The organism is Gardnerella bretellae, from assembly GCF_048545135.1.
GTDB classification, from domain to species: Bacteria; Actinomycetota; Actinomycetes; order Actinomycetales; family Bifidobacteriaceae; genus Bifidobacterium; species Bifidobacterium greenwoodii.
In genome coordinates this window covers 76778-90054 of record NZ_JBKQXU010000005.1, presented here as the reverse complement: position 1 = coordinate 90054, position 13277 = coordinate 76778, and the positions used below count along the sequence as shown (strand labels likewise).

The following is a 13277-nucleotide window of genomic DNA, read 5'->3' as shown; positions in this document are numbered from 1 at the left end:
TCAGTAGCGAGCGCGTTACCCGCGCGAGCGTTACGCACGCACTAAGTCCACAAATGCGAGGTAACTCACATGTTAAATCGCAACGCTCAAGCATGTAGTCGCGTATTCGGCACAAACTCAATCCTGCAAGTCGCATTCAAAGCATTTGCAATACGATTCAAAAGAGCAATAGTCGGATTCCTCGAACCATTTTCCAACCTGCTAATATCAGACTGACTTATACCCGTCTTCTCCGACAGCTCAGCCTGAGTCAAACCAGCCTTTTTCCTAGCCATCACAAGCGACATAGTCAAGTCTCTTTCCGGCTGAAGCGCATCATACTCTTTCTTGAATTCAGGATCCTTCATAAGCTCGTCCGTAAGTTCATGCAAATCATTCATTCGCGTTTCCTGTACTGCACTCGTTCCCTGCCCTACTTGCATTCCCTGCAACTCTTGCTTTTTCATCACAAGCCTATCTTTCTATTAAAATATTCAGCCCTTCTCTGCATAGCTACCAATATTTCACTACGCGGAGTTTTCTGCTGCTTTTTAACAAACCCATTGGTGACAACAATAATTTTATTCGCATCAAACGATTCCCCAACCCCCTGTTTATGTTATATATAGCATAATCTCTTGTATACATCTTGTCAAAACAAGCAACCATACGTTACTAACGCAGTCGCCAATCTGCACGCATGTCCCAAAACAACCAAAATCAGCCACTAACGCAGAACACACGCGTTCTCTAATTTGCAGTAATTAAAAAGACGATAGATTTTTATTTCTACCGTCTTGCTTAAAGCTCATACAACTATCTACTTTGTTCTCTGTGTATTAAATTTTCAAATTCTTATTGTTTAACATTCCAGCAAACATTGTATGATACATATCCTTCGACGATTCTTCTATCCTGGTAATACTTGATATTTTATTTCCTGCATCCTTTGATGATGCTCCACAAAGATAAAAGGCCTCATTTTCTGCCCCAAAGTCTATTGCAATATATCTATCATGGTATTTTTTATCAGCTATCTTCAAATTCAAATCTATATTAGGATAGTCTTTTCTAAAATCATCTAAAAATATTTTTCGTAAGCATATCTTTATTTCTTACATTATCGCTAAAAACTATGATTTGCACGTTATCTCTTGCAGCCCTTAAAAGTTCCAAAGTTTTAAGCCCTATATAATTATCTATAACATAGATGCTTTTCTTTGCTGACTTATATATTTTTGTATAGGCAACATCTGCTTCTATCTTATCTCCATTCAGCAAAAGAAAATGCTTGTAGGTGTTACTATCTATAAAATTATCCATTACCTTTTTCAGATCTTCTTTTGTTGCAAAGGTGCTAATTTTATCATTTATATTTGCTATTTCTTTTGAATGCTGCATTATGTAATTTGTATTTTGACTTGTTTGCAATAACAGTTGCGCCATTTCTTTTGAGCTAAGAAAGTCTCTATTTTCAATAATGAAATCTTTCATCTGCTTAAACATTCGTATTAAAGCCTTACTTTGCTTAACTGCCAGCTCTCCCCTTAATACGGTCATAAGCATATAGATTCCCTGTTCTGTAAAGGCGTAGGGCTTGTATTTAATATTACTGCCTCTACCTTGCGCTTTGTTCAAGGTCGCAAAATGCGACCTTGAAAGTTCAGATACTTGCCCATCGTTCAAGGTGCCAAAATGGTACCTTGAAAGTTCAGATACTTCCTCATCGGTTAATTGGAACATAAAATCGTCATCAAATTTTTCAATATTCCTTTTGACCTGTCTATTAAACATTTTTGTCTCATAACCATAAATTTCAGCTAAATCCGAATCAAGCATAACTTTTTGATTTCTTATATAGTGAATCTTACTTTTAAGCGTAGTTCCATCTATTACAACAATCTCTTTATTCTCTTCTGCCATAATGCCCCCAACATTATCTAAATATCTTTTCCAATCCGCCACGCACTGCGTAACTTTTACTGCGTAACTTTTTTAAATCAACTGCGCCAGTAACAAATAAACAACATCGTGCGTAGATTTATTAGTCTTTGAGCTGAATTAATAGGTATGATGCATCGATGCTCTTGTTCAGCGCTTGAAACCATGCTGATAGTACTAGTATTTGCTGCAATCATACGACTGAGGTTATTCGACTTGACAATAATTTCGCAATCAGATTAACGCATTGTGGATAAAAGGTATTGAGCGCACGAAAAAGGTATTGAACGCACGAAAATAAGTAGTTACGTAAGATTACGCAAGAGACACGCGCGCAGAACACCAACTGCGCCAGTAACAAAAAGGAGCTTCAAGCCCGAAAGCTTGAAGCCCCAATTTATATCAGATTATCGCAATCACTCAGCTTCGTCGCCATAATCGCCCTGACCGCCTTGATCATCAAGGAAGTCATCTGGATTAAAGTCGTCGCCGAGCTTCATGTCGCCAAAATCAATGTTGGAGAAGTCAACATCGCCCATATCGCTCTCACCGAAGTTCGAAGGCGTGCTATCCGCACCACCCAAACCGAAGTTAGGGTAAATGGAGTCGCGCACCTGAGGATCCGGCTCAACGTTAGCGTTGCGATAACGCGCCAAACCAGTACCAGCTGGGATGAGCTTACCGATAATAACGTTCTCCTTCAAGCCCTTAAGGTCATCTTCCTTCTGGCTCAAGGCGGCCTCAGTAAGCACGCGCGTAGTCTCCTGGAAGGATGCGGCAGAAAGCCAAGAATCCGTAGCCAAAGAAGCCTTGGTAATACCCATAAGCTCTGGTCGACCAGCAGCAGGCTTGCCACCGTTCTTAACAGCAGCCAAGTTTGCCTCGCGGAACTTTGCCTGATCCACAAGCTCACCAGGAAGAAGCTCAGTGTCACCAGAATCAATCACCGTAATACGGCGAAGCATCTGGTGCACAATAACTTCAATGTGCTTGTCGTGAATATCAACGCCCTGAGAACGGTAAACGTTGTGAACTTCTTCCACAATATTCACCTGAGCCGCACGAGGACCAAGGATTCGAAGAATCTTCTTAGGATCCACAGAACCTTCAATCAGCTGCGTACCAACGTCAACATGCTCGCCATCCTTTACAAGCATTGGCGCACGACGCGTCACAGGGTAAACGATTGGCTCAACCGTAGTGTCGTCTGGAGTCAAAGTCACCTGACGGCCGTGGTCGGTATCCTCAACCTTCACAACGCCTGGGAACTCAGCGATTGGAGCCTCACCCTTAGGAGTACGAGCCTCGAAAAGCTCCGTAACACGAGGAAGACCCTGCGTAATATCGGAAGCCGAAGCAACACCACCAGAGTGGAAGGAACGAAGCGTAAGCTGCGTACCAGGCTCACCAATGGACTGTGCTGCCACAATACCAACAGCCTCGCCAACATCCACGAGTCGGCTCGTAGCCAAGGACCAGCCGTAGCACTTTGCGCAAACGCCGCGCTTAGATTCGCAAGTAAGCACAGAACGCGCCTTAACTTCCTCAACGCCATGCGCAACCAAATCACGCAAAACGTCCATAGAAAGCGCATCTCCACACTTTGCCAAAACTGTTGTGCCGTCGGCAGGATCGAGAACATCTGCAGCAAGCAAGCGCGAGTATGGACCACCGTCAGCAGCCTTAACAAGCGTCAAATTGCCGTTTTCGTCGCGATCAGCAATCTTCATCATAAGACCGCGCTTAGTGCCGCAATCTTCTTCACGCACGATTACTTCCTGCGAAACGTCCACAAGACGACGAGTCAAGTAGCCAGATTCTGCCGTACGAAGTGCGGTATCTGCCAGACCCTTACGAGCGCCGTGCTGGGAGATGAAGTACTCCAACACGGACAGACCATCGCGGTAGTTTGACTTAACAGGTCGAGGAATAATCTCACCCTTAGGGTTTGCCACGAGGCCTCGCATACCAGCAATCTGACGAATCTGCATCCAGTTACCACGTGCGCCAGACTGAACCATGATGTTCACGTTGTTGTCGTCGTGGAAGTTTTCGCGCATTGCGTCTGCAACCTTGTCGGTGCATTCAGTCCACAAGTTAATCAACTCTTGACGACGCTCTTCATCGGTAAGAAGACCCATATCGTACTGGGAGTTGATTTTTGCAGCCTGATCCTCGTAATCTTGCGCAATTTGCTCGCGATTTGGAGGAAGAACAATGTCGGAGAATGCCATTGTTACGCCAGACCATGGAGCGCGAGTAAAGCCGAGATCCTTCAAAGCGTCGAGTGTTGCAGCAACTTGAGCTGTAGAATAGCGGGTTGCGATTTCGTCGACAATCTTAGAAAGCACGCCCTTCGGCACCTGCTCGTTTACGAACGGATAGTCGACTGGCAAAGTTCCGTTGAACAAAATGCGTCCACAAGAAGTTGCAAACAGTACAGTTCCGTCCTTAAAACGCTCTTCGCGCACAACGTCTGGGCTGCCTGGCTCAGGATCAACAACCTTAAGCTCGGAAGGCTCCCAATTCTTTGGCAAAACGAAGTCTGCAGGAACGCGAATCAGCACCTTAGCTTGCATGTCAATCTCATGCTTGTCGAGAGCCATTTCAGCTTCAGCAAGCGAGGAGAAGACTCGGCCTTGACCCTTGGCTCCCTCAATTACGGTAGACAAGTAGTAAAGACCCAAAATCATATCCTGAGAAGGCATTGTAACGGTGTGACCGTCTGCTGGCTTCAAGATATTGTCGGAAGCCATCATCAAAGTGCGCGCTTCAGCCTGAGCTTCTGCAGAAAGCGGAAGATGCACTGCCATCTGGTCACCATCGAAGTCTGCGTTGAATGCTGCGCAGGCAAGTGGTGGCAGGTGGATTGCTTTACCTTCAACCAAAATTGGCTCGAATGCTTGAATACCCAAGCGGTGAAGTGTAGGTGCGCGGTTAAGAAGCACAGGATGCTCGGAAATAACTTCCTCAAGCACGCCCCAAACTTCGGAGTCGCCGCGGTCAACCAAACGCTTTGCGCTCTTCATATTCTGAGCGAAGCCCTGATCTACCAAACGCTTAATAACGAACGGCTTGAAAAGCTCCAATGCCATTGGCTTTGGCAAACCGCACTGATGCATGCGAAGGCTTGGGCCAACGACGATTACGGAACGTCCGGAATAATCAACACGCTTACCGAGCAAGTTCTGGCGGAATCGGCCTTGCTTACCCTTAAGCATGTCGGAAAGCGACTTTAATGGTCGGTTGGATGCGCCGGTTACTGGGCGTCCGCGGCGACCGTTGTCGAAGAGCGAGTCGACTGCTTCCTGAAGCATGCGCTTTTCGTTATTAAGCATGATTTCAGGAGCGCCGAGCTCAATAAGTCGCTTCAAACGGTTGTTACGGTTGATTACGCGACGGTACAAATCGTTCAAATCGGAAGTTGCGAAACGACCACCATCAAGCTGAACCATTGGTCGCAAATCTGGTGGGATTACTGGAATTACGTCCAAAACCATAGCTTCTGGCTTGTTTCCAGTAGTCAAGAATGCGTTTACAACCTTCAGTCGCTTCAAAGCGCGAGCCTTGCGCTGACCGGTTCCGTTGTCGATTTCTGCGCGAAGCTCTTCTGCGGCAGACTTCAAATCGAAGTCCTGCAAACGCTTCTTAATAGCTTCAGCACCCATGCAGCCTTCGAAGTAGTCGCCGTAGCGATCTTCCATCTCGCGCCACAAGTCAACGTCGCCTTCCATGTCTCCGGCACGCAAGCCCTTGAAGCGGTCAAACACGGCGTTCAAACGCTGAATCTGCTCGTCGTAGCGAGTGCGAATAGCAGACATTTCGCGTTCTGCACTAGCGCGCAACTTAGATTTTGCAGCACCCTTACCGTCGCCAGATTCTTCCAGCTCGTGCAAGTCTTCTTCAACCTTCTTAGCGCGCGCTTCGATTTCGTTATCGCGACGCTTGCGAAGATTGCCGATTTCAGTATCGAATTCGTCTTGCAAATCTGGAAGATCTTGATGACGCTGCTCTTCGTCGACTTTCGTAACCATGTAGGCTGCGAAGTAGATTACTTTTTCAAGATCCTTAGGTGCAATGTCGAGCAAGTAGCCCAAACGGCTTGGCACACCTTTGAAGAACCAAATGTGTGTTACCGGAGCTGCAAGCTCAATATGACCCATGCGTTCGCGGCGAACGCGGCTGCGGGTAACTTCTACACCGCATCGCTCGCACACGATTCCCTTAAAGCGCACGCGCTTATACTTGCCGCACGCGCACTCCCAGTCGCGAGTTGGACCGAAGATCTGCTCACCGAACAGACCGTCCTTCTCTGGCTTTAGGGTACGGTAATTAATGGTTTCTGGCTTCTTTACTTCGCCGTGGCTCCAGCTACGGATATCTTCGGCGGTGGCCAGTCCAATCCTCAGTTTGTCAAATGCGTTGACGTCCAGCACTCTTATCGTCCTGTCTCATGAAATTGTTTTCTAATGTTTCTTAATTTCTTAAAGTGTGTTCGTTACCGAATCGGTTACCGAATCACTGGTATTCAGGTTCAACAGCAATCTGGTCTTCCTTGGCGGACGAATCTGGTCGAGCGCCAATATTGAAGCCAAGATCGTCGGAAGATGAAACTGGGTCGTCCTCTTCATCCTTCATGTCGATTGCAACGCCTTCAGCGTTCAACACTTCAACATTAAGGGAAAGCGACTGCATTTCCTTAAGCAACACCTTGAAGGATTCAGGAATGCCTGCTGGTGGGAGGTTATCGCCCTTAACAATAGCGCCATACACTCGCACGCGACCGTCGACGTCATCAGACTTCGTGGTCATCATTTCGTGCAATGTGTAAGCAGCACCGTAAGCCTCGAGCGCCCACACTTCCATTTCGCCGAAGCGCTGGCCGCCGAACTGAGCCTTACCACCCAACGGCTGCTGGGTAATCATGGAGTAAGGACCAGTGGAACGAGCGTGAATCTTATCATCAACCAAATGATGCAGCTTCAAAATGTACATGTAGCCCACAGAAATTGGCTTCGGGAATGGCTCGCCAGTGCGACCGTCGAACAAAGTTGCTTTGCCGTCAGAGCCAACAAGCTTTTCACCATCGCGATTTGCGAGCGTTGTAGAAAGCAAGCCCTTCAAAGTTTCTGGGCGAACGCCGTCGAATACTGGGGTTGCAACTGGAGTGCATGGATCGCCATGCTCAGCGCCCTGCGGCACGTACTTCTTCCAAGCAGCCTCAAGGTCTGGATCCAAGTTAATATCCCAGCCAGCGTGAGCAATCCAACCCAAGTGAAGCTCGAGCACCTGGCCCAAGTTCATTCGAGAAGGCACGCCCAACGGGTTAAGCATGATGTCAACTGGAGTACCATCAGCCAAGAATGGCATATCTTCTTCTGGCAAAATGCGGGAAATAACACCCTTGTTGCCGTGGCGGCCGGAAAGCTTATCGCCTTGCGTAATCTTACGATGCTGAGCGATGTAGACGCGAATCATTTGGTTCACGCCGTTTGGAAGCTCGTCGCCGTCGTCTTCAGCGTCTTCACGAGTGATTTCCTTAACTGCAATAACAGTACCGGTTTCGCCGTGTGGCACGCGCAAAGAAGTATCGCGCACTTCGCGGCTCTTTTCGCCGAAGATTGCGCGGAGCAAACGCTCTTCTGGAGTAAGCTCGGTTTCACCCTTAGGAGTTACCTTACCAACCAAAATGTCGCCGGCTTCAACTTCAGCACCGATGCGAATAATGCCACGCTCGTCGAGATTTGCAATCGCATCTTCGCCAACGTTTGGAAGATCGCGAGTAATCTCTTCGGAACCAAGCTTGGTTTCGCGAGCATCGATTTCGTATTCTTCAATATGAATAGAAGAAAGCGTATCGTCTTGCACAAGACGCTGGGAAATAATCACAGCATCCTCGTAGTTGTAACCGTTCCAAGGCATGAATGCAACGAGCAAATTCTTACCCAATGCAAGTTCACCCTTTTCGGTTGCAGGACCATCTGCCAAAACAGTACCAGCTTCAACACGCTCGCCATCTTTAATAAGTGGCACCTGGTTGTAGCAAGTAGTCTGGTTAGAACGCTGGAACTTAGAAAGCTTGTAGCTGGACTGAGTTCCATCGTCGTTCATAACGCGAATAATATCTGCAGAAACGTAGGTTACAACACCTGGCTTTTCTGCCAAGATTACGTCGCCAGAATCAACTGCTGCACGCCATTCAGAGCCAGTACCAACAAGTGGTCGCTCGGACTTAATAAGCGGCACAGCCTGACGCTGCATGTTCGTACCCATCAAAGCACGGTGGCCTTCGTCGTGCTCCAAGAATGGAATCAAGGAAGCGCCGAGGGAAACCATCTGGCGTGGGGAAACGTCCATGTAATCTACAGTGCTTACAGGCACATCGACTGCTTCTTCTTCGTCCACGCGGGCAAGTGCCTGAGTGCCAACGAAGTTGCCGTTTTCGTCGAGTTCCTGGTTTGCCTGAGCAATAACGTGCTCAGCTTCACGGTCTGCAGTCATGTATTCGACTTCGTTAGTTACGTGACCGTTAACAACCTTGCGGTATGGGGTTTCGATGAAGCCGAATGGGTTGATGCGTCCGAAGGTTGCCAAAGAACCGATAAGACCGATGTTTGGACCTTCTGGGGATTCGATTGGGCACATACGTCCGAAGTGGGATGGGTGCACGTCTCGAACTTCCATGGAAGCGCGATCGCGAGAAAGACCACCAGGGCCGAGTGCGGAAAGACGACGCTTGTTCGTAACGCCTGCCAATGGATTGTTTTGATCCATAAACTGGCTGAGCTGGGAAGTTCCGAAGAATTCCTTAATAGTTGCGTTTACTGGACGAATGTTAATCAAGGACTGTGGAGTAATTGCTTCCGCATCCTGAGTTGTCATACGTTCGCGCACAACGCGCTCCATGCGGCTTAAGCCGGTACGAAGCTGATTCTGCACAAGCTCTCCAACCTGACGAATACGACGGTTGCCGAAATGATCAATATCGTCAACGTCAACACGCAACTGCACGTCTTGACCGTCGCGCTTACCTGGGAAGGTTTTTTCGCCTGCGTGTAAGGTTACCAAATACTTGATAGTGGCGATAATATCTTCGCGGTTCAAGCTGCGATCACTGTAGTCTGCTTCGAGACCAAGCTTGCGGTTGATCTTATAGCGACCAACGCGAGCCAAATCGTAACGCTTTGTGTTGAAGTAGAAGGAATCGAGAAGATTGCGGCCAGCTTCTGGAGTTGCAGTGTCAGCCGGGCGAATCTTACGATACAAGTCGGTAAGTGCATCGTCTTGCGTATCGATAGGCTCTTTTGCGAGCGCATCCAAAACAAGAGGATATCCTTGGAAAGCTTCGGCAATTTCGTCTTTCGTCATGCCGATTGCCATAAGGAATACGATTGCGGACTGCTTACGCTTTCGGTCTACGCGAACGCCTAAAACGTCGCGCTTGTCGATCTCAAATTCCAACCATGCGCCTCGGCTTGGGATAATTTTCGCACCGAAAACATCCTTGTCGGAAGTGCGATCTTGCGCACGGTCGAAGTACACGCCTGGGGAGCGCACAAGCTGAGAAACGATTACTCGCTCGGTTCCGCCAATAATGAAGGTGCCGTGAGGAGTTTGAAGTGGGAAATCACCCATGAAAACAGTCTGGCTCTTAATTTCGCCAGTTTCGCCGTTTTCAAACTCAGCGTTCACATAAAGTGGAGCAGAATAGGTGTAATCCTTTTCCTTGCACTCGAGCACAGTGTGGCGTGGCTCTTCAAAGTATGGGTCGGAGAATGTGAGGCTCATTGTCTCAGCAAAGTTCTCGATTGGGGAAATCTCCTGGAAGACTTCGTCAAGACCGGAAACATGAGGCACGGTGTGAGTTCCGTTTGCCTCGTCTTCAGCGACGCGCTTCTTCCAGCGCTCAGAGCCGATCAACCAATCAAAGCTGTCGGTTTGCACGCCGAGGAGGTATGGCACATCAATAGGCTCACAAATGGAGCCAAAATTCACACGATCTGACGCTTTGTGCAGTTTAATATCATGCTCGTCAGCACGTGCGATGACTTTCGTGGTGCTCGTCATAGCTTGTTCAGCAGCCAATGGACGTTCCTTTATCACTCGCTAGTTAATATCAATATTTGAAAACTGAAGAAAATCGCGGCAAATTTGGTGCTTATTTAAGCATATTTTGATTCGCGGGCGCCTTCTTCGGTTCCATGAGCATGCCCGCTATATGACACACCTTACACAGACTGTCTATTCTAGCGAAAGCTCCAGACTTCCTTATTAATAAAAAAGTCTGCTCTAGCGCTTGCAATTTTTTGGATGCTTAATATTCTCTACTTCAGTGGAACGAATATTCGTGTGGTGAGATTTGAGATTTTTCGCACTGAGCGAGGCGAACGTCAGAGCCGAAGGCTGCTGATTCGTCGAGCGAAGAAGAAAAATCGAAAAATCTCTGCGATTGGCACGGTTATTAACGAATTAGCATGCAGAGTTTGGGGGATTTCTTTACGAGCACTAAAAGAGGACTGAGAAGCTACATTCTTTAAGAAAGGCGAACACACTAAACGTCTTTAACAGCCAGAGCGCCCGAAGGACGGGACGTGCGAGGAGAGAAATCCCCTAAAACTCGCGCAACATTAAGTAGGATTACACAAAACCCGCGCAACGGCAAACGATACAAGTTGCGAGTAAACTAAATACGTTACGATTACGAAGTTACGTAAGGAATACTTAAAAGCTAAGGAATAGAATGGATAACAGCGAGAATACGCAAGAAGCAGCGGCAAAAACCGAAGAGCAAACCGACGCGCACAAAGCCGCCGCAAGCCGCGTAGAGCAAATGTACGAGTACGGATACCGCAAGTCAAACTACGGTCCGGACGAGCTTGTAACCGACGCTCATGGAAATCCAATTAGCGTTATGGACGCCATGCTCAGCGCAGACGATGCCGCGCGAGCAGAAACGCACACGCCTCATCTTTGCTTCTACTCCCCTCGTATTCCAGGAAATACCGGTTCCGCAATTCGTCTTTGCGCTGTAACTGGCACTATATTGCACTTGGTTGAGCCGCTCGGTTTTAATTTGCACGATACTAAATTGCGTCGCGCAGGCTTGGATTATCACGATATGGCTCACGTTGTTTTGCACCCGAATTTTGAGAATTTAGTTGAGTCGATGCCTAATTCGCGAATTATTGCTTTTACCGCAAATGCTACGAAACTTTACACTGAAATTGAGTACAAGCCGAACGATATTCTGCTTTTTGGTCCAGAACCTGGAGATATTCCGGATCCGATGGATGTTATGGCAGGCCCGCATGTGGCAGAGCAGGTTCGTCTTCCAATGCGACCTTCGCTTCGTAGCTTAAATCTTACAAATTGCGCTTCTATTGCAGTGTACGAAGCGTGGAGACAGCTCGGTTTCGCCGGCGGCAAGTAAGCACATCAAACTATGCATTACAATGGATAATATGTTCACACCATCCGGAATACAGCGCAAAATAAAGCGACAGGTGCAGCGCAAAGCGAGCGCCATATTTAATCGCAGTAAATTGCGTAAATCCGGCAAAAAAATGAGCACGTCGCAGCAAAAAATGTATTTTCGCAGACGCGTTTTTGTGTGTGTAGTGCTTTTTTTGATTGTGTCGCTGGCAATATTTTGCGTCATTAGCTTAGGTAAGGGACTTGCTGCAGTTGGCGGAGCGATTGCAGGGCATGAAGTTGATGTTTCTAGAAAATCCGTGCCTGAGCCGCGCCCGGTTGGTCTCACTCCCCGATGCACTGCGCACGATATTAATATTGAGCTTTCTGTGAAATCTCAAAACGTTCCGATGGGCGGTAGCGTTGAGCTTACTGAGCGTTTTGTATATGAAGGAAATACTTCGTGTCTTATTGATGCTTCCGACATGAATTCTGTGCTGTCTGTAAACAGTAGCGATGCTGTTAGTAAGTCGAATGATGACGCAAAAGATAGCAAAGATAGCAAAAATGGTAAAGATGCAAAAGACTCTAAAGACGCAAATAGCAGCAACTACTTATCCAACGCAGTGTGGCGTTCAGACACTTGCGATACTGCTTTAAAACCGCTTCTTATGGCTAAGGGCGATCATTTTGAAAAGAAGATTACCTGGAATACCAACACGAATGCAGGAAAAGGCTGCACTGCAGACGAGGATTTGCCGAAGGTAGATCGCGGAACTTATGTTCTTAGAGTTGAGCATAAGCGCGTTGCAGGATTGCATAGCGAACCGCTTTTTGTAAACGTGCGATAAGTATTGCATCAAGCATGCAGTAAGAAAAAAGCGTGCGGTAAGCAAAAGCGTATTACAGCTTCACGCAAAACTTCACGCAATAATTCACATCAGTCTTCGTCCACAGAATTATGTGCTAAATCAAAATCCGCAGAATCTGAAGCGGAATTAAGAATTTCACGATCGTCACAAACAGGAGCCAAAACCAAATCCTTAACAAGCTCTCGCGTGCGAAGCTGCGAATCTGCATCCAAACCATCGTCAGTAATAACAGTATCAACCTGATCAAAACGCGCAAACAGCGAAAGCGACGTGCAGCTCCATTTAGTGTGATCCGTCAAAATAATCGTGCGGTCAGCAATATCCATTAAAGCCATATCCGTAGCCGCTTCCAAAGAGTTCGGCATAAGGAATCCTCGAGGAAGAGACACAGAGTGCGTTCCAAGAAACACGGTATTCACTCGAAGCGAAGCCACAACTTTATCTGCAATAGGGCCAACCAGCGAGTTGGAGCGCGTAATCACGCCACCGGTTACAATAACCTCAACATCCTTCGACTCCAACGCCTGCACAAGCTCGGCAACAGGAATCGAATTAGTCAAAATCGTAATTCCAGAAGCCCTACGCGACTCCAGCAAATGCTGCGCAAACACGTAAGCCGTTGTGCCGCCGCCAATAGCAATAACATCCCCCGGAGAAACATAGTCCACAGCCAAGCGCGCAATAGCATCCTTCAAACCAATATCCATCTGCGATTTCACAGAAAACAGTGGCTCAGAAAGCAAAGTGTTAGTAGTTACAGCGCCGCCGTGAACTCGCTTCAAAAGCCCTCGATCGGAAAGCTCGGCAATATCCCTGCGAACTGTCATTGCAGAAACATTCAGCTCTTTAGATAGCGCGGTAATACGAACTGCACCACGCGTGCGAAGACGGCTTAAAATCAAATGTTGACGCTGCGAAGAAATCATACGAACATTATCGCACAAGTATACGCAAAAAACAAACGCAATTGAGCGTTTTGGGGCGTAAAAACGAAAAGAACGCACATTTACCCGCATTCAAATCTTATTTTTGTAATAAATCGCACAAAAACGAACGCGCATTAGGGTGGTAAAC

At 47.3% G+C, this 13277-nt stretch carries 6 protein-coding genes and 2 pseudogenes; 2 read left to right on the top strand and 6 right to left on the bottom strand.

Annotation, left to right across the window (positions count from 1 at the left end):
• Nucleotides 1-86: 86 nt before the first annotated feature.
• The 5 genes and pseudogenes from ACJV7B_RS05215 to rpoB form a co-directional block, all read right to left on the bottom strand.
• Nucleotides 87-446 (bottom strand): helix-turn-helix domain-containing protein, encoded by a 360-nt coding sequence (locus ACJV7B_RS05215; protein WP_419389122.1) that lies wholly within the window; start codon nucleotides 444-446, stop codon nucleotides 87-89.
• Nucleotides 446-562, bottom strand: a pseudogene (locus ACJV7B_RS05210) (type II toxin-antitoxin system RelE/ParE family toxin); the annotation flags it as partial. The gene ACJV7B_RS05215 and the pseudogene ACJV7B_RS05210, both read right to left, overlap by 1 nt.
• 256 nt (nucleotides 563-818) lie before the next feature.
• Nucleotides 819-1902 (bottom strand): annotated as a pseudogene (locus ACJV7B_RS05205) (ORF6N domain-containing protein).
• A 434-nt stretch (nucleotides 1903-2336) separates the two neighbouring features.
• A complete protein-coding gene (locus tag ACJV7B_RS05200; protein ID WP_116794299.1) occupies nucleotides 2337-6356 on the bottom strand; it encodes a DNA-directed RNA polymerase subunit beta' in 4020 nt (1339 codons plus the stop codon).
• A gap of 82 nt (nucleotides 6357-6438) precedes the next feature.
• Nucleotides 6439-9987, bottom strand: coding sequence for a DNA-directed RNA polymerase subunit beta (rpoB, locus tag ACJV7B_RS05195; protein WP_032841565.1), 3549 nt, complete (start codon nucleotides 9985-9987; stop codon nucleotides 6439-6441).
• A gap of 673 nt (nucleotides 9988-10660) precedes the next feature.
• Between rpoB and ACJV7B_RS05190 the strand changes: the two genes are divergently transcribed.
• Both ACJV7B_RS05190 and ACJV7B_RS05185 read left to right on the top strand, forming a co-directional pair.
• Entirely contained in the window at nucleotides 10661-11350 is a 690-nt protein-coding gene (locus ACJV7B_RS05190) for a tRNA (cytidine(34)-2'-O)-methyltransferase (RefSeq protein ID WP_419389121.1), read from the top strand.
• A 31-nt stretch (nucleotides 11351-11381) separates the two neighbouring features.
• Nucleotides 11382-12182, top strand: a complete 801-nt coding sequence (locus ACJV7B_RS05185; protein WP_410314637.1) for a peptide ABC transporter permease — start codon at nucleotides 11382-11384, stop codon at nucleotides 12180-12182.
• Between the two features lie 89 nt (nucleotides 12183-12271).
• Here ACJV7B_RS05185 and ACJV7B_RS05180 read toward each other — a convergent pair whose 3' ends face one another.
• Nucleotides 12272-13129, bottom strand: a complete 858-nt coding sequence (locus ACJV7B_RS05180; RefSeq protein ID WP_308581680.1) for a DeoR/GlpR family DNA-binding transcription regulator — start codon at nucleotides 13127-13129, stop codon at nucleotides 12272-12274.
• Between the last annotated feature and the right edge of the window lie 148 nt (nucleotides 13130-13277).

What these genes read in the sequence shown, in the direction of transcription:
- ACJV7B_RS05215 (WP_419389122.1), bottom strand. Translation starts at nt 446, where the DNA reads ATGAAAAAGCAAGAGTTGCAGGGAATGCAAGTAGGGCAGGGAACGAGT.
- rpoB (WP_032841565.1), bottom strand. Translation starts at nt 9,987, where the DNA reads ATGACGAGCACCACGAAAGTCATCGCACGTGCTGACGAGCATGATATT.
- ACJV7B_RS05190 (WP_419389121.1), top strand. Translation starts at nt 10,661, where the DNA reads ATGGATAACAGCGAGAATACGCAAGAAGCAGCGGCAAAAACCGAAGAG.
- ACJV7B_RS05185 (WP_410314637.1), top strand. Translation starts at nt 11,382, where the DNA reads ATGTTCACACCATCCGGAATACAGCGCAAAATAAAGCGACAGGTGCAG.
- ACJV7B_RS05180 (WP_308581680.1), bottom strand. Translation starts at nt 13,129, where the DNA reads ATGATTTCTTCGCAGCGTCAACATTTGATTTTAAGCCGTCTTCGCACG.